Origin of the sequence: Cellulomonas phragmiteti, assembly GCF_016862775.1 — a bacterium.
GTDB lineage: Bacteria > Actinomycetota > Actinomycetes > Actinomycetales > Cellulomonadaceae > Cellulomonas > Cellulomonas phragmiteti.
The window spans coordinates 70,358-91,234 of record NZ_BONP01000014.1; the positions used below are offsets into that span (position 1 = coordinate 70,358).

Annotated in this window: 20 protein-coding genes; 10 read left to right on the forward strand and 10 right to left on the reverse strand. The window is 75.1% G+C overall.

Features of this window, described 5'->3' with window-relative positions:
- Positions 1 to 2 precede the first annotated feature (2 nt).
- From Cph01nite_RS12425 to Cph01nite_RS12440, 4 genes are all read right to left on the reverse strand, one after another.
- A complete protein-coding gene (locus Cph01nite_RS12425) occupies positions 3 to 1,697 on the reverse strand; it encodes an alpha-amylase family protein (RefSeq protein ID WP_203674626.1) in 1,695 nt (564 codons plus the stop codon).
- Entirely contained in the window at positions 1,694 to 2,725 is a 1,032-nt protein-coding gene (locus Cph01nite_RS12430; protein ID WP_203674628.1) for a TIGR03885 family FMN-dependent LLM class oxidoreductase, read from the reverse strand. The genes Cph01nite_RS12425 and Cph01nite_RS12430 overlap by 4 nt, the downstream gene beginning before the upstream one ends.
- A gap of 88 nt (positions 2,726 to 2,813) precedes the next feature.
- The gene (locus Cph01nite_RS12435; RefSeq protein WP_239069233.1) at positions 2,814 to 3,536 is read right to left on the reverse strand and encodes a response regulator; all 723 of its coding nucleotides are present in this window, start codon (positions 3,534 to 3,536) and stop codon (positions 2,814 to 2,816) included.
- The gene (locus Cph01nite_RS12440; RefSeq protein ID WP_203674630.1) at positions 3,533 to 4,783 is read right to left on the reverse strand and encodes a sensor histidine kinase; all 1,251 of its coding nucleotides are present in this window, start codon (positions 4,781 to 4,783) and stop codon (positions 3,533 to 3,535) included. The genes Cph01nite_RS12435 and Cph01nite_RS12440 overlap by 4 nt, the downstream gene beginning before the upstream one ends.
- Positions 4,784 to 4,892: 109 nt before the next feature.
- Between Cph01nite_RS12440 and Cph01nite_RS12445 the strand changes: the two genes are divergently transcribed.
- Entirely contained in the window at positions 4,893 to 5,522 is a 630-nt protein-coding gene (locus Cph01nite_RS12445; protein WP_203674632.1) for a hypothetical protein, read from the forward strand.
- Here the strand turns inward: Cph01nite_RS12445 and Cph01nite_RS12450 are convergent.
- Positions 5,514 to 5,927, reverse strand: coding sequence for a winged helix-turn-helix transcriptional regulator (locus Cph01nite_RS12450; protein ID WP_203674634.1), 414 nt, complete (start codon positions 5,925 to 5,927; stop codon positions 5,514 to 5,516). The two genes, Cph01nite_RS12445 and Cph01nite_RS12450, sit on opposite strands and share 9 nt — an antisense overlap.
- A 156-nt stretch (positions 5,928 to 6,083) precedes the next feature.
- On the opposite strand from Cph01nite_RS12450, the gene Cph01nite_RS12455 reads away from it, so the two are divergent.
- On the forward strand, positions 6,084 to 6,941 hold the full coding sequence (locus tag Cph01nite_RS12455; RefSeq protein WP_203674636.1) for an SDR family oxidoreductase: 858 nt from the start codon (positions 6,084 to 6,086) through the stop codon (positions 6,939 to 6,941).
- Between the two features lie 151 nt (positions 6,942 to 7,092).
- On the opposite strand, the gene Cph01nite_RS12460 is transcribed toward Cph01nite_RS12455, so the two are convergent.
- The gene (locus Cph01nite_RS12460) at positions 7,093 to 8,214 is read right to left on the reverse strand and encodes a Gfo/Idh/MocA family protein (RefSeq protein WP_203674638.1); all 1,122 of its coding nucleotides are present in this window, start codon (positions 8,212 to 8,214) and stop codon (positions 7,093 to 7,095) included.
- Between the two features lie 176 nt (positions 8,215 to 8,390).
- Between Cph01nite_RS12460 and Cph01nite_RS12465 the strand changes: the two genes are divergently transcribed.
- From Cph01nite_RS12465 to Cph01nite_RS12495, 7 genes are all read left to right on the forward strand, one after another.
- Entirely contained in the window at positions 8,391 to 9,632 is a 1,242-nt protein-coding gene (locus Cph01nite_RS12465; protein WP_203674640.1) for a VIT1/CCC1 transporter family protein, read from the forward strand.
- Between the two features lie 49 nt (positions 9,633 to 9,681).
- Positions 9,682 to 10,686: an LLM class F420-dependent oxidoreductase gene (locus tag Cph01nite_RS12470; RefSeq protein ID WP_203674642.1), complete on the forward strand. Its 1,005-nt coding sequence runs from the start codon at positions 9,682 to 9,684 to the stop codon at positions 10,684 to 10,686.
- Positions 10,687 to 10,792: 106 nt separating this feature from the next.
- Positions 10,793 to 12,082: an LCP family protein gene (locus Cph01nite_RS12475; protein WP_203674644.1), complete on the forward strand. Its 1,290-nt coding sequence runs from the start codon at positions 10,793 to 10,795 to the stop codon at positions 12,080 to 12,082.
- A 122-nt stretch (positions 12,083 to 12,204) separates the two neighbouring features.
- Entirely contained in the window at positions 12,205 to 13,110 is a 906-nt protein-coding gene (locus tag Cph01nite_RS12480) for a siderophore-interacting protein (protein ID WP_203674677.1), read from the forward strand.
- A 236-nt stretch (positions 13,111 to 13,346) separates the two neighbouring features.
- On the forward strand, positions 13,347 to 13,661 hold the full coding sequence (locus Cph01nite_RS12485; protein WP_203674646.1) for an ArsR/SmtB family transcription factor: 315 nt from the start codon (positions 13,347 to 13,349) through the stop codon (positions 13,659 to 13,661).
- Positions 13,662 to 13,674: 13 nt separating this feature from the next.
- The gene (locus Cph01nite_RS12490) at positions 13,675 to 14,724 is read left to right on the forward strand and encodes a permease (protein WP_203674648.1); all 1,050 of its coding nucleotides are present in this window, start codon (positions 13,675 to 13,677) and stop codon (positions 14,722 to 14,724) included.
- Between the two features lie 52 nt (positions 14,725 to 14,776).
- Positions 14,777 to 15,022 (forward strand): thioredoxin family protein, encoded by a 246-nt coding sequence (locus Cph01nite_RS12495; RefSeq protein ID WP_203674650.1) that lies wholly within the window; start codon positions 14,777 to 14,779, stop codon positions 15,020 to 15,022.
- 20 nt (positions 15,023 to 15,042) lie between these two features.
- Here Cph01nite_RS12495 and Cph01nite_RS12500 read toward each other — a convergent pair whose 3' ends face one another.
- Together Cph01nite_RS12500 and Cph01nite_RS12505 are read right to left on the reverse strand one after the other, a co-directional pair.
- Positions 15,043 to 16,083, reverse strand: coding sequence for a 5'-3' exonuclease (locus Cph01nite_RS12500; RefSeq protein WP_203674652.1), 1,041 nt, complete (start codon positions 16,081 to 16,083; stop codon positions 15,043 to 15,045).
- Positions 16,084 to 16,168: 85 nt separating this feature from the next.
- Positions 16,169 to 16,549 carry a hypothetical protein gene (locus Cph01nite_RS12505; protein WP_203674654.1) on the reverse strand — a complete coding sequence of 127 codons (381 nt, stop codon included), beginning with the start codon at positions 16,547 to 16,549 and terminating at the stop codon, positions 16,169 to 16,171.
- Between the two features lie 184 nt (positions 16,550 to 16,733).
- Between Cph01nite_RS12505 and Cph01nite_RS12510 the strand changes: the two genes are divergently transcribed.
- The gene (locus Cph01nite_RS12510; RefSeq protein WP_203674656.1) at positions 16,734 to 17,711 is read left to right on the forward strand and encodes a bile acid:sodium symporter family protein; all 978 of its coding nucleotides are present in this window, start codon (positions 16,734 to 16,736) and stop codon (positions 17,709 to 17,711) included.
- Between the two features lie 13 nt (positions 17,712 to 17,724).
- Here the strand turns inward: Cph01nite_RS12510 and Cph01nite_RS12515 are convergent, their stop codons facing one another.
- Together Cph01nite_RS12515 and Cph01nite_RS12520 are read right to left on the reverse strand one after the other, a co-directional pair.
- Entirely contained in the window at positions 17,725 to 19,761 is a 2,037-nt protein-coding gene (locus tag Cph01nite_RS12515; RefSeq protein ID WP_203674658.1) for a glycoside hydrolase family 31 protein, read from the reverse strand.
- 125 nt (positions 19,762 to 19,886) lie between these two features.
- Positions 19,887 to 20,819 (reverse strand): VOC family protein, encoded by a 933-nt coding sequence (locus Cph01nite_RS12520; protein WP_203674660.1) that lies wholly within the window; start codon positions 20,817 to 20,819, stop codon positions 19,887 to 19,889.
- Positions 20,820 to 20,877: the final 58 nt, after the last annotated feature.

Below are 20,877 nucleotides of genomic sequence, written 5' to 3' on the forward strand. Positions count from 1 at the left end.
GGCTACAGCAGCCGACGCGACCCCGGGTGCACGACGCGCAGCCACCGGTACCCGTACCCCGGCAGCTCGATCTCCACCTTCCCGGCGCTGCTCAGGGCGTGCTCGTCGTCCTCGAGCAGGTCGAGCAGCCGGCAGTCCTCCCCGGTGTCCGGCAGGTGCAGCGGCACGCGCACGGCCTCGGGGCCGAGGTTGTGCAGCGCCACCATCGACGCGTCCTGCCACGTCGAGCGGTGCGCGAGGACCCCCGCGTGCGGCTGCTCGAGGATCTCGACCCGGCTCGTCCACCCCAGCTCGGGGCACTCGCGGTACCGCCGCGCGAGCTTCTGGACGAAGTTCAGCAGCGAGTCCGGGTCCCGCCGCTGGTCCGACACGTTGACGTGCGCCGGGCCGAACGCGCCCTCGGTGACCGGCCCGGCCAGCCGCGACGGCGCCGCGTCGGAGAACCCGCCGTTCTTGCCCGACGTCCACTGCATCGGGGTGCGCACGGCCAGGCGGCCCTCGGCGGCCAGGTTCTCGCCCATGCCGATCTCCTCGCCGTAGAACAGCACGGGCGTGCCCGGCAGGCTGAACAGCAGGGAGTAGACCATCCGCACGCGGCGGGGGTCGCCGTCGAGCATCGGGGGCAGCCGGCGGCGCAGACCGCGGTCGAACAGCTGCATGTCGGGGTCCGGGCCGAAGGCGTCGAACACCTCCTGCCGCTCGTCGTCGCTGAGCTTGTCGAGCGTCAGCTCGTCGTGGTTGCGCACGAACGTCGCCCACTGCGCGTCGGACGGGATGTCGGGCCGCGCGAGCAGGGTGTCGGCGAGCGGCCCGGCGTCCTGCCGTGCGAGCGCCAGGTACATCTGCTGCATGAGGACGAAGTCGAACTGCAGGTTCAGCTCGGCGCCCTCGTGGTCGCCGTCGGCGTCGTGGTCCCCGAAGAACAGGCGCTGCTCGTCGTACGGCAGGTTGACCTCGCCCATGAGGATCGAGTCGCCCGTGCGGCGCGACAGGAACGCCCGCAGCTGCTGCAGGAACTGGTGGGGCCGCTCGATGTCGTCGTTCTCGCCGTTGGCGGCGTCCGCGAGGAAGAACGGCACCGCGTCGACCCGGAACCCGTCGAGCCCGAGCTGGGCCCAGTAGCCCACGAGCTTCGCGATCGCGTCCCGGACCTCGGGGTTCGCGGTGTTGAGGTCGGGCTGGTGCTTGTAGAACCGATGCCGGTACCAGGCGTCCGTCGGCTCGTCGTACGTCCAGATGCCGTTCTCCTTGTCCGGGAAGATGACCTCCTCGGACGTGTCCGGCGGGGCGTCGTCGCGCCACACGTACCAGTCGCGGTACCGGCTGGTCCGGGAGCGGCGCGCGGAGCGGAACCAGGGGTGGCGGTCCGACGTGTGGTTGACGACGAGGTCCGCGATGACGCGGATGCCGCGGTCGTGTGCCGTGCGGATGAGCTCGACCAGGTCGCCGGAGTCGCCCAGGCGCGGGTCGACCCCGTAGTAGTCGGTGATGTCGTAGCCGTCGTCGAGGTCGGCCGTCGGGTAGAACGGCATGAGCCACAGGCAGGTCACGCCCAGCTCGGCCAGGTGGTCGATGCGCTGCACGAGCCCGGGCAGGTCGCCGATGCCGTCGCCGTCCCAGTCCATGTAGGTCTCGACGTCGAGGCAGTAGACGACCGCGGACTTCCACCACAGGTCACCGGTGTCGCGGATCCTCACGCACCCACCGCCTTGAGCGCCGGGATCAGGTGCTCGGCGGCCAGGTCCACGAACGCCTCCAGCGACGACGACGGACGCGTGGCGGCGTCGGTCGCGTCCGGGTGCTTCTCGTCGGACGGGACGACGTCGGTGGCGATCTGGTGCAGGTACACGGCGTCGAACCCGAGCTCGGCGAGGGCCACGAGCCGGTCCGCGAGGCGCTGCGGGTCGTGCTCGACGAGCACCGAGCCGCGCAGCAGGTCGTCGCTGACCTTGTCGGCGATCTGGTCGAACGCCTCCGGGGTGTCCAGGTCCCACGCGACCGGCGGGCCGATCGCGTTGCCCGCCCACTGCTCGCGCGCCAGGCGCAGCGCCTCGGCGTCCGTCGGGGCGTACGACACGTGGACCTGCAGGGAGATCTCGCCGCGGCCGCCCGCGTCGCGGTAGGCGTCGATGACGCGGCGCAGCTTGTCGTCCGGCTGGTTGACGGTGACGAGCCCGTCGGCCCAGCGTGCGTGGTTCGCCGCCGTCGCCACCGTGACGGCCGGGCCGATGAGCAGGGGCTTGACGTCCGGGAGCGTCCACAGCTTGGCGCGGTCGACCTTCACCAGGCCGTCGTGCGTGACCTCCTCGCCGTCGAGCAGCGCGCGGATCACCTCGACGCACTCCACCAGGCGGGCGTCGCGCACGGGCTTGGGCAGCCAACCGTCGCCGGTGATGTGCTCGTTCATGTTCTCGCCCGAGCCCAGCGCCACCCAGAACCGCCCTGGGTACATCGCCGCGAGCGTCGCCGCCGCCTGCGCGATGATCGCCGGGTGGTACCGCTGCCCGGGGGCGTTGACCACGCCGAACGGCAGCCGCGTGGTGGCCAGGGCGGACCCCAGCCACGTCCACGCGAACCCGGAGTGCCCCTGCGTCGACTGCCAGGGAGCCCAGTGGTCCGAGCACATCGCGGCGTCGAAGCCGCGCTGCTCCGCCAGCTGGGTCGCCGCGAGCAGCGCGGAGGGGTGGACCTGCTCGTGTGAGTTGTGGAATCCGACGCGCACCATGTCGCACTTTCCTACCGGTTGGACGGGCGTCCCGCGCGGCGAACGGTCGGAACGTGAGGGGTTGCCGTCGTCCGGCGACGGCAACCCCTCACGGTGACGGTGGTGGGCCGGCGCCCGGGCCGGGGTCGCGGCGGGCGTCGCGGGCCAGGACCCCCGCCTGCAGGCGGGTGCGCACGCCCAGCTTGGCCAGGACGTGGCTGACGTGGGACTTCACCGTCGTCTCCGAGACGACGAGCCGTGCGGCGATGTCCGCGTTGGACAGCCCGTCGCCGAGCGCGTCGAGGACGTCGCGCTCGCGGGCGGTCAGCGCGGCCAGACGCTCGTCGGCCGGCGCGGGCACCGGCGGCGCCGGCGGGACGTGGGACGCGACCGCGTCGAGCAGGCGGCGCGTCACCTCCGGCGCCAGGACGCCCTCGCCGGCCGCGACCCGGGCCACCGCGTCGACGAGCTCGCGCGCGCCGACGGTCTTCAGCAGGAACCCGGCCGCGCCGGCCCGCACCATCCCGAGCACGTACTCGTCGAGGTCGAACGTGGTCAGCGCGACGACCTCGGCCAGCCGCTCGCCGACGATCGCGGCCGTCGCGGCGATGCCGTCCGTCCCCGGCATCCGCACGTCCATGAGGACGACGTCGGGGCGCAGCGCCCGCGCCTGGCGCACGGCCACCTCCCCGTCGGCGGCCTCCCCGACGACCTCGACCCGGCCCGACTGCTCCAGCAGCAGCCGCAGCCCGGCCCGGATCGCCGCGTGGTCGTCGGCCAGCAGCACGCGCACCCGGGCGGTGCGCGGGGACGCCGACCCGCCGCCCGTCACCGCGGCACGCTCCCGGCCCGCAGGGGCAGCCGGGCGTGGACGCGCCACGTCCCGGCACGCGGACCGGCGTCGACCCGGCCGCCGAGCGCGGTCGCGCGCTCGCGCATCGTCTGCAGCCCCGTCGACGAGGTCAGGGCCGGGTCGACGGTCGCGGCGTCGGCCGGCAGCGCGTTCTCGACGACGAGGTCGAGGGCGTCCCCGTCGACGGTGCACCGGACCGACGCACGCCCCGTCCCGTGCTTGCGCGCGTTGGTCGCCGCCTCCTGCAGGATCCGGAAGGCCGCCTGGTCCACGGCGGCCGGCAGCCCGCCCGGCACGTCCCCGACGACGTCCACGTCGAGATCGGCCACGCGCGCCAGGCCCGCCGGTGCGGTCGCCGCGTCGACGTCGGCGCCCTGGCGCAGCACGAGGATCATCGAGCGCATCTCCGCGAGCGCGTCGAGCGACCCGGCCCGGGCCGCGGCCAGCGCCGCACGGTCCCGTGCCTCCTGCGGCGGCCCCGCCAGCGCGGCCTCGGCGTGGATGGCCACCGCCGACAGGTGGCCGGCCACCACGTCGTGCAGGTCGCGGGCCATGCGCGCGCGCTCGTCCTGCACGGCCCGCTCGCGGTCGAGGGCGGCGATGCGCGCCACGTCGTCCGCGTGGGCCCGCGCCAGGTCCGCTCGCGCGCGCTCGGCGTCGGCCCGCCGCGACTGCTCGCCGGCCAGCTCCAGGGAGCGGCGCACGTCCGCGCCCCACCACCACGGCGGCAGCAGCAGCGCCACGGCGACGAGGGTGAGCTGCACGACGTCCCGGGCGGCCGCACCAGCGGCGGCTGTCGCGACCGGCACCGCGACGACGAGCCCCACCAGGACGCCCAGCACGACGGCCCGGGCGCGCGCCGCGGCCCGCACGGCCACCGTGAACAGCGCGTCGAACAGGACGAGGTACATGCCGAGGCTGCCGCCCAGCCCGGCGTCCGCGAGCGCGAGACCCGCGACCACCACCAGCACGACGACGGGCCGCCGGCGCTTGGCCAGCAGCACGGAGGTGGCGACGAGCAGCAGCAGCGCCTGCCACGGGCGCGGCCCGGCGGGCACGTCCACCAGCGGCTGGTCGGCACCGACCGTCTGCACGTCGACGACCAGCAGGAAGAGCCCCAGCAGCAGCAGCCCCACCGCGTCCCACCGCACGGACCGCGGGTCCTCGCGCGTCGTCCAGCCGGCCACGTCGAAGCGGCTGCGCAGGGCGGAGAGCATGGTCACCATCCCAGCACGTGCCGTGCGCGGCGCTCTCCTCCGGACGGAGGAGACGCGCGGCGCGGGCCGGTCCGTCCGCCGGACGCGGGGGCCGGGCGCGCCGGGGCACGCTCGGGCCATGTCACCGCTCCAGTGGGTCCTCGACCACCCCGTCGGCGCGCTCGTGATCGCCTGCGAGATCGCGTTCTGGGTGTTCCTCGCCGCCGCGATCGTCGCCCGGTACGTGCTGCGGCGCCGACGCCTGTCGACCGTGCTGCTGCTGTGCGAGCCGGCGATCGAGGTCGTGCTCCTCGTCGCGACCGTCGGGGACCTGCTCCTCGGCTCCGAGCCGCAGTGGACGCACGGCCTGGCCGCGCTGTACCTGGGCTACACCGTCGCGTTCGGCAGGTGGACGGTGCGCCACGTGGACGCGTGGGTCGCGTGGCGCTGGTTCGGCGGGGCGCGGCCGGAGCGTGCGCCGCGGCACGGGCGGGCCCGGCTGCGGTACGAGTGGCACCTGTGGCTGCGGGTGCTGCTCGCGTGGGCGGTGGCCGTCGCGATCCTCGGCGCCCTCATGCTCGTCGCCACGGCGCCCGAGCAGCGCGAGGTGCTGCTGGGGTGGGTGGGGCGGGCGTCGCTGGTGCTGGTGCTGTGGCTGGTCACCGGGCCGGTGTGGCAGCTGTTCGCCGACGGGGCCCACGACGAGGACCCCGCGCCGACGGCGGGCGGGGGCATCGCGCCGGACCGCGCCCGCACGCCCTCACGGTGACGTGGACCGGCCCGCGACGATCTCCTCCGCGTGGGCGACGGCCCAGGACACCAGCGGCAGCAGGTGCGCGGCGAGGTCGCGGCCGAGCGGGGACAGCGCGTAGTCGACGCGCGGCGGGACCGTGCCTCCGACGGTGCGGTCGACCAGGCCGTCGGCCTCCAGCGTGCGCAGGGTCTGGGCGAGCATCTTCTCGCTGACGCCCTCCACGACGCGGCGCAGCTCGCCCCAGCGCAGGGACCGCTCGGCCAGCGCGACGAGCACGAGCACCCCCCAGCGGGACGTCACGTGGTCGAGGACCACGCGGCTCGGGCAGCTCGCGGGCGGCGGCCCGGCGGCGAGCAGCTGCGCGACCGGTGACGTGACGCCCGTCACGGGCGCCGCGGTCGATGACGCCGTGGCCTGCATGCTTACCTCCAGGTGTGTACCTGACGCCCGAGTGGGTACCCCGACCAGGGAAAGTGTAGGCGGAGGCCGGCGTTGCAGCCGGGGAGCGGGCCCCACCCGCCGTACCACCCCCCGCACGACCCCGCCGCACCCGCGGGACCACCCCAGGAGGAGCACATGTCAGTCGTCGTCACCGGAGCCACCGGGCACCTGGGTCGTCTCGTCGTCGAGGGTCTGCTCGACGCCGGCGTCGACGTCGTCGCCGGCGGGCGGCGCACCGAGCGGATGGCCGACCTCGACGCGCGCGGTGCTCGCGTCGTCGAGCTCGACTACGACCGCCCGGCGACGCTCGCCGACGCGCTCGCGGGCGCCGACACCCTCATGCTCGTCTCCGGCTCCGAGGTCGGGCGGCGCGTCGCGCAGCACGGCGCCGTGATCGACGCCGCGCGGGCCGCCGGCGTGCGGCGCGTCGTGTACACATCGGCCCCCCACGCGGACACCAGCGACCTCGTCCTGGCCCCGGAGCACAAGGCCACCGAGGAGCTGCTCGCCGCGTCCGGGCTGGTCACGACGGTGCTGCGCAACAACTGGTACACCGAGAACTACGTGCAGGCGCTGCAGCAGGCGGCCGCGACGGGCGAGATCGTGGGCTCGGTCGGGCAGGGGCGCGTCGCGTCCGCGACCCGGGCCGACCTCGCAGCCGGTGCCGTCGCGGTGCTGACGGGCGACGGGCACGACGGCCGCACGTACGAGCTGACCGGCGACCACGCGTGGACGCACGACGAGCTCGCCGCGGCCGCGACGCAGGTGCTCGGGCGCCCGGTGACGTACCGCGACGTCACGCCCGACGAGCAGCGCGCCGGTCTGCTGGCCGCAGGGCTCGACGAGGGCACCGCCGGGTTCGTCGTCGCGCTGGACCAGAACACCGCCGCCGGTGCGCTCGGCGACGCCACGGACACGCTGCGCACGCTGCTCGGCCGCCCCACGACGCCGCTCGTGGACGGCTTGGCCGCCGCCTGGTCGGCCACCGCCTGACACCCGCCGCTTGACCCCCACCACGACACCGGCCCCCGCACCCGCCGCGCGAGACCGGGCTCAGGTCGCCCACCGACACCGGTGAGCCACCTGAGCCCGGTCTCGTGCCGGGCCCGTCCCAGGACTCAGGACAGGTCGACCGCGTGACGCGTCAGACCGCGTCCGACCACGCCTCCGCCGCCGTCGTCACCGGCTCGCCGGTGCGGGCGGACTCCTCGATCGCCAGGCCCAGCAGGTGGTCCTGGCAGCCGTCGGCCAGCGGGTACGGCGCCGGGCCGTCGCCGCGCAGCCACGCCCCGGTGCCGGCGAGCAGGTGCGCGACCGCCAGGTCGTCGTCGGCCAGCCGCGCCCCGATGAACGGGTTGCGGTACAGCACGCGCCCGTCGACGGACAGGTGGTCGAGGTCGAACCCCTCGAGGTCCTGCTCCCGGCCCGACTGCCGCCGCTCGATCCGCGACGTCAGCACCGTGCGCCCGTCGACCCACCGCGTCACCGCGTCGTCGACGATCTCCCCGTGCGACCCGCGCACGACGACCCGGTTGGTGCGCAGCGGGTTGTACCACTGGTTGTCGGTGAAGTCGTAGAGGATCGTGCGGCCGTCGCCCAGGTCGAGCGTCGCCAGGACCGACCGCACCGGCGCCGGCTCCGTCGCACCCGTCCAGCCGTCACGGCCGATCGGGTCGAGCAGCGGGGCCGTGAACGCCTGCGCGCGCACCGTCACCGGCCCGCGCCCCGCCCCCAGCAGGTACCGGCCCAGACCGACCGCGTGGTACAGGTGCGTCGAGGAGATCTGCACGCTCGTCGGCTCACCGATCGTCCCGGCCTCGACGACGGCCCGTCGCGCGCGGTGCGCCGGCATCGACGGCGAGTGCTCCGCGACCTGCACCAGACCCGTCGCGCCCACGTCGGCCCACAGCGCCCGCAGCCCGTCGACGTCCGGTGCCGGCGGCGTCTCGGCCAGCACGGGGACCGCCGCGTCGACGACCTCCCGCACCACGTCCGGCGTCACCGGCCACGGCGTCGCGGTGACGACCAGCTCGGGCCGGTCCGGCGCGGCACCCGCACCCGGGACGGCGCCCGTGACCAGCTCCTCGACCGTCCGCACCGTCGGCACGCCCCACGCCGCCTCGACCTGCGCCCCGCGCTCCGCGGTGCGCGTCACGACGCCCACGCACCGGAACTCCTCGGGCAGCAGGCGCGCCACCCGCACGAAGAACTCGGCCCGCCACCCCGACCCCACGACCCCGAACCGGGTCGGCTGCTGCTGCGTCACACGGACCTCCTCGTCGTCGTCGACCCTAGCGGCGCACCGGTCGCCGGGCGGGTCGGCGCGTTCGGGTCCCCGAAACGCACCGCGCCGGGCCGGGGCACTCCCGCGCCGCCCGTTATCGCAACCCCGCCGCGCGCCCTACGGTGCCGCTGCACCCGTCCCGTCGTCCCCGGAGCCCGATGAGCACCCCCGCGCCACCCGCACCGACGGGCGCCGTCGACCGGCCGCACCCCACGAGGGCGCAGCTGCGGCGCTGGCGACGCAACCTCGCCGACGAGCGCGCCGAGGCCGCCGTGTACCGCGAGCTCGCGTCGCGGCGCACGGGCGAGGAGCGCGAGATCCTGCTCGCCCTCGCCGAGGCCGAGCGACGGCACGAGGTGCACTGGCTGGACCTGCTGGGCGACGACGCCGGGCGGCCGGTGCGCGGCGACTGGCGCACCCGGCTGCTGGCGGTGCTCGCCCGCCGGTTCGGGTCCGTGTGGGTGTACGCGCTCGCGCAGCGCGCCGAGGCGCGGTCGGGGTACGCGCAGGACGCCGAGGCGACGCCGCGCATGGTCGCCGACGAGCAGATCCACGAGGAGGTCGTGCGCGGCCTGGCGATGCGGGGCCGGCAGCAGATCTCCGGCACGTTCCGGGCCGCGGTGTTCGGCGCCAACGACGGGCTGGTGTCCAACCTCGCGCTCGTCCTGGGGATCGGCGCGAGCGGCGTCGCGACGGGCACGGTGCTGCTCACCGGCCTCGCCGGCCTGCTGGCCGGCGCGTTGTCGATGGGCGCCGGGGAGTACGTGTCCGTGCGGTCGCAGCGCGAGCTGCTCGAGGCCTCGCGCCCGGACGCGGCCGCCGCCGCGGCGCTCACCCACCTCGACGTCGACGCCAACGAGCTGGCCCTGGTCTACCGCGCCCGCGGCATGGAGCCCGCCGCGGCGCACGCTCGCGCCGCCGTCGTCCTGGCGTCGCTCGCGCAGTACGACGCGCAGCAGGCGGTGGACGCGTCGCTGCTGCGCACGTCGACGGCGCTGCCCGGGACGATGCGGCCCGGGCGGTCGGACGACGCGGACGGTGCCGTGCCGGGGGCCGAGGCCGGGGACGTCGAGCCGCGCACGGACCACCCGCCGGTCGCCGAGCGCGACGAGCACGAGTCGGTCGGCACCGCGTGGGGGGCCGCGATCGCCAGCTTCTGCTTCTTCGCGTCCGGTGCGCTCATCCCCGTCCTGCCGTACCTGCTGGGGGCGTCGGGCGCGACGGCGGTGGCCTGGTCCGCCGGGCTCGTCGGCGTCGCGCTGCTCGGCACCGGGTCGGTCGTCGGGCTGCTGTCCGGGGCGTCGCCCGTGCGCCGCGCGGTGCGGCAGCTCGCCATCGGGTACGGCGCCGCTGCGGCGACGTACCTCCTGGGGCTCGCGTTCGGCACGTCGGTCGCCTGACGGCCCCGTTCGGGATGCCGGATCGGCCGCGGCGGGTGAGGCTCGTGGGGTGACGCGATTCGGGTACACCCTCATGACCGAGCAGTCCGGCCCCCGCGAGCTCGTCGGGTACGCGCAGCACGCCGACCGGCTGGGCTTCGACTTCGCCGTGTCGTCGGACCACTTCTTCCCGTGGCTCGACGAGCAGGGCCACTCGCCGTACGCGTGGAGCGTGCTCGGGGCGGTCGCGCACGCGACGGAGCGCCTCGAGCTCATGACGTACGTGACCTGCCCGACCATCCGGTACCACCCGGCGGTCGTGGCGCAGAAGGCCGCGACGATCGCCCTGCTCTCGCAGGACCGGTTCACCCTGGGGCTGGGCGCGGGCGAGAACCTCAACGAGCACGTCGTCGGCGAGCGCTGGCCGGCCGTCGGGGAGCGGCACGACATGCTGGAGGAGGCGCTGGAGATCATCCACGCGCTGCTCACGGGCGACCGCGTGACGTACGAGGGTGCCCACTTCCGTGTCGACTCGGCGAAGCTGTGGGACGTCCCGGAGGTGCCCGTGCCGATCGGCGTCGCGGTGTCCGGCCCGCAGTCCGTGTCGCGCTTCTCCGGGCTCGCCGACCACCTGATCGCCGTCGAGCCGGACGCGGACCTGGTGCGGTCGTGGGACGAGGCGCGCGAGGGGCTGGAGCCGACGATCAAGGCCATCGGGCCGTCGCGCAAGATCGGGCAGATCCCGATCTCGTGGGGCCCGGACCGTGACGAGGCCGTCGCGCGGGCGCACGAGCAGTTCCGGTGGTTCGCCGGCGGCTGGAAGGTCAACGCCGACCTGCCGACGACGGAGGCGTTCGACTCGGCCGCGCAGTTCGTGCGGCCGGAGGACGTCGCCGAGGCCATCCCCTGCGGCCCCGACCTCGACGCGATCGTCGAGGCCGTGAGCGCCTACTGGGAGGCCGGGTTCACCGACGTCGCGGTCGTGCAGGTGGGCGACGCGCTGCAGCAGCGGTTCCTCGACGAGGCCGCCGGGCCCCTGCTGGAGCGGCTGCGCGAGGCCGCGCCGAGCGACTGACGGCTGCCCGCGGGGGCACTGCCGTCATCCGGCCTCCGCGACACCTTCACGCACCCACCCCAGGACGGGCCACGCGCACCCGGCCGTGACCTCTAGCGTCACCCACGTGACCGCTGCCGACACCCGCCGAGGGCCGCGCCACGCGCGCGTCCCCGAGACGGCCCCCCGGCACGCGCGGGTGCCGTACACGGCCGCGCGCGGACCGGCGATCGCCCTCACGGCGGTGCTGACGACCTTCGCGTCGGTGGCCGGCGCGGTGTACGTGGACCTGCGCGGCCAGATGGACGTCAGCGGCGCCCACGGTCTGGTGATCTCGACGCCCGCGCCCGTCGCGACGCCCGCGGCCCCCGACGACCCGTTCGCCGGTGCCGCGATGAACATCCTCGTCATGGGCACGGACCTGCGCGACGAGGAGAACGCGGCGCTCGCGGGGGAGGCCGACGGCATGCGCTCGGACTCCACGATGCTCGTGCACGTCGCGGGCGACCGGACGTGGGCCGAGGCCGTGTCGATCCCGCGCGACTCGCTGGTCGACGTGCCGGAGTGCCTGCTGCCCGACGGCGGGCGGTCCCGCCCGCGGCACACGATGTTCAACGAGGCGTTCTCGATCGGTGCGGGCTCCACCCGGAGCATGGACCACGCCGCGGCGTGCACGATCGGCACGGTGCAGGCGCTGACGGGCGTGACCGTCACGCACCACCTGGTGGTGCGGATGACCGGCGTGATCGACGTCGTCGACGCGCTCGGCGGGGTGCGCATGTGCCTGCCAGAGCCGGTCGACGAGGACCCGCGCTACGGCGACCTGCATCTGCCGGCCGGCGACCAGCGGCTCGACGGGTGGCAGGCCATCGGGTTCCTGCGGGTGCGGCACGGCACCGGCATGGGCCTGGAGATGGGCAGCGACCTCACCCGGATCACGCGGCAGCAGGCGCTCGTGCAGGCGGCGGTCCGCGAGCTGCTGGCCAAGGACGTGCTGGGCGACGCGGACGAGCTGTACGGCGTGGCGCGGGCGGTGCTGGGGGCGCTCACGGCGGACCCGCAGCTGGCGGACCCCGTGCGTCTCGCGGCGTTCGGGTACTCGCTGCGCGGCATGGACCGCACGCGGATCGTCTTCACCGACGTGCCGGTCGCGGCGGCCCGGAGCGACCGGAACCGGGTCGAGTGGACGTCCGCCGCCGACGAGATCTGGCAGCGCCTGGTCACCGACACCCCGCCCGCGTCGCTGCTGCCGCCCCCGCCCGAGACACCTCCCGCGTCGCCGACCGAGGGCGCCGGCACGGGCGACCAGCCGCCGCCGGACGTCCCCGTGCCACCGGACCCGCCGGCCGGCGGGGGGACCGGCGAGGTTCCGCCGCCCCCGGTCGAGGAGGTCCTGCCCGGGGTGTGCGCGACCTGACGCGGACAGGGGGTTGCGCAATCAGGTAAGCCTCACCTTATGCTGGCGCCGTGACCGAGGCCCCCGTGACCGTCGACACCGCGACCGTCGAGACGACCGCTCCGCCGGCGTCCCCCTTCCGGATGTTCCACGTGCGCGTCGCCGCGCTGCAGCGGCTGTGCCCCAGCCTGCTGCGCGTGACCTTCACGGGCCACGACCTCGACCGCTTCGCGGACAACGGGTTCGACCAGCGCATCAAGTTCTTCCTGCCGGTCACCGGCTCGCCGTACACCGACCTCATCGACCTGGAGCGCACGGGCGACTGGTACGGCTCGTGGCGCGCCCTGCCGGACGACCGCCGCCACCCCATGCGCACCTACACGGCGCGCGGGGTGCGCCCGCACCCGCGCGAGCTGGACGTCGACATCGTGCTGCACGGCGACACCGGCCCCGCGTCGCGCTGGGCGTCGACCGCGCAGGTCGGCGACGAGCTGGTCGTCATGGGCCCCAACGCCGACCACGTCGGCCCGCACGGCGGCGTCGACTTCGTCCCCCCGGCCCGCACCGACCGCCTGCTCATCGCCGGCGACGAGACCGCGCTGCCCGCCATCGCCGGCATCGTCGAGCGGCTGCCGCGCGACGCCCGCGGCGAGGTGCTGATCGAGATGCCGTGGTCCGACGACCGCCTCGACCTCGACGCGCCCGAGGGCGTGCACGTCCACTGGCTCGGCCGCGACGGCCGCGCCCACGGCGAGCTGCTCGTGCCCGCCGTGCAGGCCGCGTGCGCGCGCCTGCTGCCCGGCCAGGCGCCGGTGCCGGACGTCGACCTCGAGGACGTCGACGTCGACGCCGGGATGCTGTGGGAGGTGCCGATCGACTACGCGACCGGCGCGCCCCTGGCCGCCGAGGCGCACCTGTACGCCTGGCTCGCGGGGGAGGCCGGCGTCATCAAGACCCTGCGCCGCCACCTGGTCGGCGAGTGCGGCGTCGACCGCAAGGCCGTCGCGTTCATGGGGTACTGGCGCCAGGGGAAGTGCGAGGCGAACTGACCGTGCGCCGTCACCCGCCCCGTCGTGCCCGACGGGTGGGACGCGCTCGTCGCGAGACCGGGTCGAGGGCCGCTCTGCGGGCCTGACGGGACCGGAGCCCGGTCTCGATCCGTGCCGGTCCCGGCATCCGCACGGGGCACGGGCCGACCTCGGGCGGGCGGCAGACACCGCCCGCCGCCGCGCGTGGTGGACCTAGGTCCCCGCCCGCGCGCCCGGTGCAGGCCTACGTTTCAAACGTGGCTGAATCAATCCTCGTCGAGACGACGACGCCCCCCGGCACCGCCGAGGTCGCGCTGCTGCAGGCGGTCGCGGACCCGGTGCGGTGGGCGGTCCTCGACGTCCTCGCCCGTGGCGAGCGGTGCGTCTGCGACCTGCAGGAGCACGTGCCGGTGCCGGCGAACCTGCTCAGCTACCACCTCAAGGTGCTGCGCGACGCCGGGCTGGTCGACACCTCGCGGCGGGGTCGCTGGATCGACTACCGGCTCGCGGACGACGCCCGCAGCCGCCTGACGGACGCGTTGCCGGCAGGCCGGACCCCGGACCCGTCATGACCGCGGACCCGTCATGACGGCGCCGAGCACGTCCGCGGTCACCAGCTCGACGGCGCGCCTCGTCGCCGCGCTGGTCGCGGCGGCCGCCGTGTGGGTCGGGCTGTTCGCGCTGAACGAGATCGCGTGGGACGTCGCCCTGGGCGACTGGCTCGGCCTGGACCTGTCGCACCGGGTCGTCGACGCGGTGCACTTCTTCCTCTACGACGTCGGCAAGATCCTGCTGCTGCTCGTCGGGATGATCTTCGTCATCGGGCTGCTGCGGACCACGCTGCGTCCCGAGCGCGTGCGGGCGTTCCTCGAGGGCAAGCCGCTGTGGCTGTCCCTGGGCATGGCGGCGCTGCTCGGTGCCGTGACGCCGTTCTGCTCGTGCTCGTCCATCCCGCTGTTCATCGGGTTCGTGGCCGCAGGGGTGCCCCTGGGGGTGACGTTCGCGTTCCTCGTCGCCTCACCGCTGGTCAACGAGGTGGCCGTGGTGATGCTGGCGGACATGTTCGGCTGGCAGCTCACCGGCGCGTACGTCGGCGCCGGGCTGGGGATCGCGGTGGTGGTGGGCGCGGTCTTCTCCCGGCTGCACCTGGAGCGGTGGGTCGAGGACTTCGTGTTCGCCGCTCCCGTCGCCAGCCTCGGCGCCGACGGTCACCGCCCGACGCTCGCGGAGCGGGTCGCGGCCGCCCGGGAGGAGACCCGCGACATCGTCGGACGGGTGTGGAGGTGGGTGCTCGTCGGTGTCGCCGTCGGTGCGGGCGTGCACGGCTGGGTGCCCACCGAGTTCTTCGCCACCCACGCCGGGCCCGGCAACCCGTTCGCGGTCGTCGTCGCGACCCTCGTCGGCATCCCCCTGTACTCCAACGCCGCCGGGGTGATCCCGGTCGCCGAGGCGCTGTGGGCCAAGGGCATGGCCACGGGCACGGTGACGGCTTTCATGATGGGCACCGTCGCGCTGTCGATCCCCGAGGCCGTCCTGCTGCGGCGCGTGCTCAAGCCCCCGCTGCTCGCCCTGTTCTTCGGCACGGTCGCCGTGGCGATCATGGCCGTCGGTCTCGTCGTCAACCTCGTCCTGTGACACCGCGGGCCCACCCGGTCCGTCGCCGCCCCACCCCGACCTGGAGGTCGTCATGCACATCAAGGTCCTCGGCCCCGGCTGCCGCAACTGCGTCAACCTCGAGCGCGTCACCCGGGAGGCCGTCGACGCGCTCGGCATCGAGGCCGAGATCGAGAAGGTCACCGACTACCCGGCGATCGCCGGGTACGGCGTGATGAGCACGCCGGGGCTGGTCGTCGACGGCGAGGTCGTCCTGTACGGGCGGGTACCGACAGCCGCCCAGGTGCGCGAGATCCTCGAGCCGCGCGTCGCGGGCTGAGCGGCCGGCGGCTCAGCGCGTCAGAACAGCGTCAGGTCGTCCTCGGCGGGTGCCACCGTCACGGCCGCCGCGGCCACCGCCGGGACCGGCGTGCGGTCGCGGACGCCGGTGGCCTGCGGTGCCTCCCCGCCCGCGGGCGTCGACGTCAGCAGCCGCGCCGCCAGCATCTGCAACGAGTGCATCTCGACGCGTGCCAAGGCCTCGTGCAGCGCCCCGCCGTCGACGGGCAGCAGGCCCGGCCCCGTCCCGGCGGTCAGGTCCATCCCGAGGTCCACGTCGGTGCGCATCGTCATGAGCTCGACGTTCTGCCAGAACGCCGCCCGCCCGTCGGGGTCCGCGAGCTTCTTCACGCACGCCTTGCCGAGCACCTCGGCGACGCGCCGGCCCTCGTTCGTGTCGACGTCGGCGAACGCGGCCTCGACGGACCCGAAGGCGGCGAGCAGCGCGACGCCCGTCTTCTCCCCGATGCCGCGGATGCCCGTGAGGTTGTCCGACGCGTCCCCGCGCATCGCCGCGTACTGCCGGTACTGCGACGGGTCGATGCCGAGCATGAGGCGCAGCCGCGCCGGGGTCAGCACGGGCGAGGCCTCGACGCCGCCGTTGATGATCCGCAGGACCGACGTCGTGTCGCTGACCAGGGAGAACGCGTCGCGGTCCGACGTGCACACGACGGTGTGCCAGCCGACGGCGGTCGCCTGCGCCGCGGCGGACGCGAGGACGTCGTCGGCCTCGAGCCCGTCCGGGATGACGACGTGCAGGCCCGCGGACCAGAACACGTCGACCGCGAGCGCGAGCTGCGTGACCAGGTCGTCCGGCTTGGGGGTCCGGTGCGCCTTGTAATGCGGGTGCACGGCCTTGCGCACGTTGCTGCCCGCGTCGTCGAAGCCGATGACGACGGCGTCGGCGCCGGCGCGGTCGACGGCCCCGAGGACCTGCGCGAGCGCACCCTTGACCGCCCACGTGGGGCTCCCGTCGCGCGTCCGCAGCTGCGAGCCGAGCAGGGCGTGGAACGAGCGGTGGATGAGGGAGTTGCCGTCGACGGCCAGCAGGGTCTTCGTCATGGGTCGAGCGGGGCCGCTCGGGTCCTTTCTCGGGACGGGTGCGGGCCGGGGCCGCGGGGCCCTGCCGGGGTCGAGGGTACGCGCGTCAGTGCGGCCAACGGTCGGACGGCGGTGGCGGCGACGCGCCGCAGGGGCACGTCACGGCCGTCGCGGCAAGCGGCCGGCCGCAGCGCCCGCAGGGCAGCCGGTCGCAGCGTGCGCAGAGCACGACGCCGACGGCGTGGGTGCCGGGCACGGTGGTGCGGACGACGTCGTGGCGGGCCGGGTGCCCTGCCGCGCAGCGTGGGCCGTCGACCTCGTCGACCTCGTCGACACCGTCGATCCCGTCGACCCCGGCCGGCGGGACGGGGGACGCGGGGGCCGCCCGGACCTCGTCCCGCGCGCGGACGAGCCGGCGCAGCGCCCAGCACAGCAGGACCGCGAGCAGCATCCACTCGATCATGCCGATCAGGGGGCCAGCGCTCATGGCGTCGCTCTCCGTCCCCCGGCCGGGCCGACCGGGCTCGACGGGTCCGACTGCGCGCGCCGGCGGCACCGGCACCTCGTCCAGCGTCACACGTGATGCTCGGCACGGCGCGCCGAGCGTGCCCGCGTCGGTGCGGGAGGATGTCCCGCGTGACGCACCGCCACCGAGCCCTCCGACGCGACGCATGAGGCTGCCTGCCTGGGCGCGCTGGGTCGACCCGCTGACGGTGATGATCCTCGCCGTCCTGGCTCTCGGGCTGCTCGTGCCGGTCCCCGACGGCGTCGGGGCCGCACTGGACACGGTCCGGACCGGGGCGATCGTGCTGCTCTTCCTCCTGTACGGCGCACGGATGCCCACGCGGGAGGTCGTCGAGGGGCTACGGCACTTCCGCCTGCAGGGGTCGCTGCTCGCGGCGACGTACGTCCTGTTCCCGCTTCTCGGCCTGGCCGTCCAGCTGCTGCCGGACGCGGTGCTGGCCCCCGACCTGCGCCGCGGGCTGCTGTACCTGTCGGTGCTGCCCTCGACCGTGCAGTCGTCGGTGGTGATGACGTCGGTCGCGCGCGGCAACGTCGCCGGGGCGATCACGGGCGCGACCATCTCGAACGTCCTGGGCGTCCTGCTCACGCCCCTGCTGGTCGCGGTGCTGCTGGGCGCGACGGGCGCCGGGCTTGACGGCGGCGCGGTCGGCGGGATCCTGCTGCAGCTGCTGCTGCCGTTCGTCGTGGGGCAGTGCGTGCAGCCGTGGATCGGCGGGTGGTTGCGTCGGCACGGGCGCCTGACGCGGGTCACCGACCGCGCGACGATCCTGCTCGTCGTGTTCACCTCCGTCAGCGAGGCCCAGTCGGCCGGGGCGTGGGACGAGCTGACCGTCGCGACGCTGCTCGTCCTGCTCGTCGTGTGCGCGGTGGTGCTGGCGGTCATGCTCGGCGTGACGTGGCGCGGCGGAGCGCTGCTGGGCCTGGACCGCGCCGACCGCGTCGCGCTGCTCATGTGCGGGTCGAAGAAGTCGGCGGCGACGGGTCTGCCGATGGCGGCGGTGCTGTTCGCGCCGGCGGTCGCGGCGAGCGTCGCGCTGCCGGTGATCGCGTTCCACCAGCTGCAGATCGTCGTGACGGCGCTCCTGGCCCGTCGCCTGGCGAGGTCGGCCACCAACGACGCCTGACGGGTCGCCGGTGTCAGCCCGTCGCCCGCAGCGCGTCCCGCAGCTCCCCGCCGGCGCCGTCACGCCCGAACACGGGCACGACGTGCACGGGCGCGTCGACGTCGACCTGCGTCCCGCCCGCGTGCTGCTCGCCCGAGCGCAGGTCGGTCCAGGTGGCACCCGCCGGCAGGTGCACGGTGCGCGAGGTGGCGCCCGGGTGCACGACGGGCGCGACGAGCAGGTCGGGACCCAGGAGGTACTGGTCGGTGACCTGCCACGCGCGCGGGTCGTCGCCGAACTCGTGGAACAGCCCGCGCAGGACCGGCTGCCCGTGCTCGTGCGCCTCGCGCATGAGCGCGCGCAGCCGGGGTCGCAGGGCCTCGCGCACCCGCAGGTAGCCCGTGAGGACCCGTTCGACCTCGGGGCCGTAGCTCCAGAGCTCGTTGTCCGCGCCGGCGGCCATGCGCGGTGACCCGTCGGCGGCGGCGACCGCCCGGCTGGGCAGGCGGTCGCCGTGCATGCGCAGGACGGGGCTGAACGTCCCGAGCTGGAACCACCGGACCAGCAGCTCGCCGAACGCGGGGTCGCGGACGTCGCCGCCGTGGAACCCGCCGACGTCCGTGGTGAACCAGGGGATGCCCGCGACCCCCATGTGCACGCCGGCGACGACCTGGCGGCGCAGCGCCTGCCACGTGCTCGCGATGTCGCCCGACCACACGAGCGCGCCGTAGCGCTGGCTGCCGGCCCACGCGCACCGCACGAGGTTGACCACGTCCCGCTCCCCGGCGGCGGTCAGCCCGTCGTGGAAGACCCGGGAGAACAGCTGCGGGTACAGGTTGCTCACCTGGGCTCCCGGGCCCGCGTGGAACCGGTAGTTGTCGAGGTCGTAGCGCCCGTACTCCGGCTCGGCCTCGTCGAGCCAGAAGATCCGCACACCGTGCTCGTGGTAGTTCCGCCGGCACAGCTCCCACAGCGCCGCGCGGGCGTCGGGGTGCGTGACGTCGACGAACATGCTGGGTTCGCCGAAGGCCATCTGCACCCCGAGGCCGCGGTCGGTGCGGACCAGGTGGTTGGCGCCGGCGAGCTGCGCGAAGTTCTCCGAGTCGACGCCGACCTGCGGCCAGACGGACACCATGAGCTCGACGTCCAGCGCCCGCAGCTCGGCGGTCATGGCTGCGGGGTCGGGCCAGAACTCCTCGTCGAACCGGTAGTCACCCAGGTGCGGCCAGTGGAAGAAGTCCGCGACGACGACGTCGAGCGGCAGCCCGCGGCGCCGGTGCTCGCGCGCGACGTCCAGCAGCTCCTCCTGCGTGGTGTACCGCAGCCGGCTCTGCCACAGGCCCAGCCCGTGCTCGGGCATCATCGGCACGTGCCCGGTGGCGTCGGCGTACGCCGCGGCGATCTGCGCGGGGGTGTCGCCCGCGGTCACCCAGTAGTCGAGCTGCCGGGTGCTGTCCGCGACCCACGCGGTGCGGTTGCGCCCGAACGTCGCGCTCCCCACGGCCGGGTTGTGCCAGAGCATCCCGTAGCCCGCGCTCGAGACGACGAACGGCACGGACGCCTGGGAGTTGCGGTGCGCCAGCTCGAGCGTGCAGCCCTTGAGGTCGACGAGGTCCTGCTGGTAGAGCCCCATGCCGGCGAGGTGCTCGTCGGGGTCGGACTCGAAGCTCGCGACCAGCCGGTGGTCCCCTCCGACGTGGGCCCGGAAGTCCCGGGCCCGCAGCTTGAGAGCGCCCCCGGACTCGTGCTCGCGCAGCAGCACCCGGCCCGTGCGGTCCCGGAACGTCACGCGGCACCACGCGACGTGGTGGCCGACCTGCCAGTCCCGGTGCTGGCCCGTCGTCAGCTCGACGGTCAGCCGGCCCTGGACGAGCGTGGCGGTGTCACCGTCGACCTCGACGTGCGCGGGCGCGGTCGCGGGCGCCGGCAGCAGGGCCCAGTCGGTGTCGACGACGTCGCCGGTGGCGGACGAGCGGACGCGGACCGCGTCGGCTCCCCAGGGGTCGACGACGAGGGTCTCGCCGTCTCCCGTCCAGCGCAGGCTCCGGCCGTCGGTGTGCAGGTGCGGCACGGGCGTCTCCCCGGGGTGGTCCGGACGGTCACCGCGGTGTGACCTGGTCTGCCGACGAGGCTAGGTGCTGCGGCGGACCGCGGCGAGGGCCGCGAGCGCGTCGGGCCCGCCCCGACCCGTCGCCGTCAGCGGGCCAGCAGGTCCTCGGTCGTCGTGCCCGGCAGGGACACCGTCACCTGCGTGTCCCACGGGTCACGCAGGGTGATCGACCGGCCGTCGTCCGCGAACGCCAGGCCGCGGGCGCGCAGCCGGGAAGCCAGCGCATCGAGGTCGTCGCGGCCCGGGACGGTCACGGCGACGTCGCCCAGGCCCAGCGACGCCGCTCGCGGGCCGGCGCCCCGGCTGTTCCACGTGTTCATCGCGACGTGGTGGTGGTAGCCGCCCGCGGAGGCGAACAGAGCGCCGGGGTAGCCGCGGACGGTGGCCTCGAAGCCGAGCGCGTCGAGGTAGAACGTCGCGGCGGTGGCGACGTCCCCCACCTGCAGGTGCACGTGACCGACGCGCCCGGCGAGGGCCGGTCCCGCGTCCAGCGCCTCCTGGGTGACGTGCTCGCGCAGGTAGGCGGTGGGGTCCAGGTACTCGGTGGCCATGACGAGCTCGCCGTCGCGGTGCAGCCACTGGTCCCGGTCGCGGTCGGTGTACAGCTCGATGCCGTTGCCCTCGGGGTCGGTGAAGTAGAAGGCCTCGGAGACGAGGTGGTCGCTGGACCCGACGAACCGGCTGCGGGGGTCCTGGGCGGCGCGGTAGACGGTCGCCGCGAGGCTCGGCACGTCGTCGAAGAGGAACGCCGTGTGGAACAGGCCGGCCTGGCGCGGGTCGACCGGCGGCAGGCCGGGGGCGTGGACCAGCCGCAGCATCGGGGTGGCGCCGCGGCCGAGGACGCGGTGCACGCGGCCGCCGCGGTCGCGCTCCTCGAGCGGGGTGAGGGCGAGCGCGTCGGCGTAGTAGGCGGCCATGCCCTCGAGGTCGCCGACGTGCAGCGTCACGGCGTCCATCGTCGTGGCGGGCGCGAGCACGCGCTCGTCGGTGGTGCCGGGGGTCGGCGTGGGGCTGGGCATCGGCGTCTCCGCACCCTGGAAGTTGTCAGGACAACTAAAGGGTAGGGCCGTTTACTTC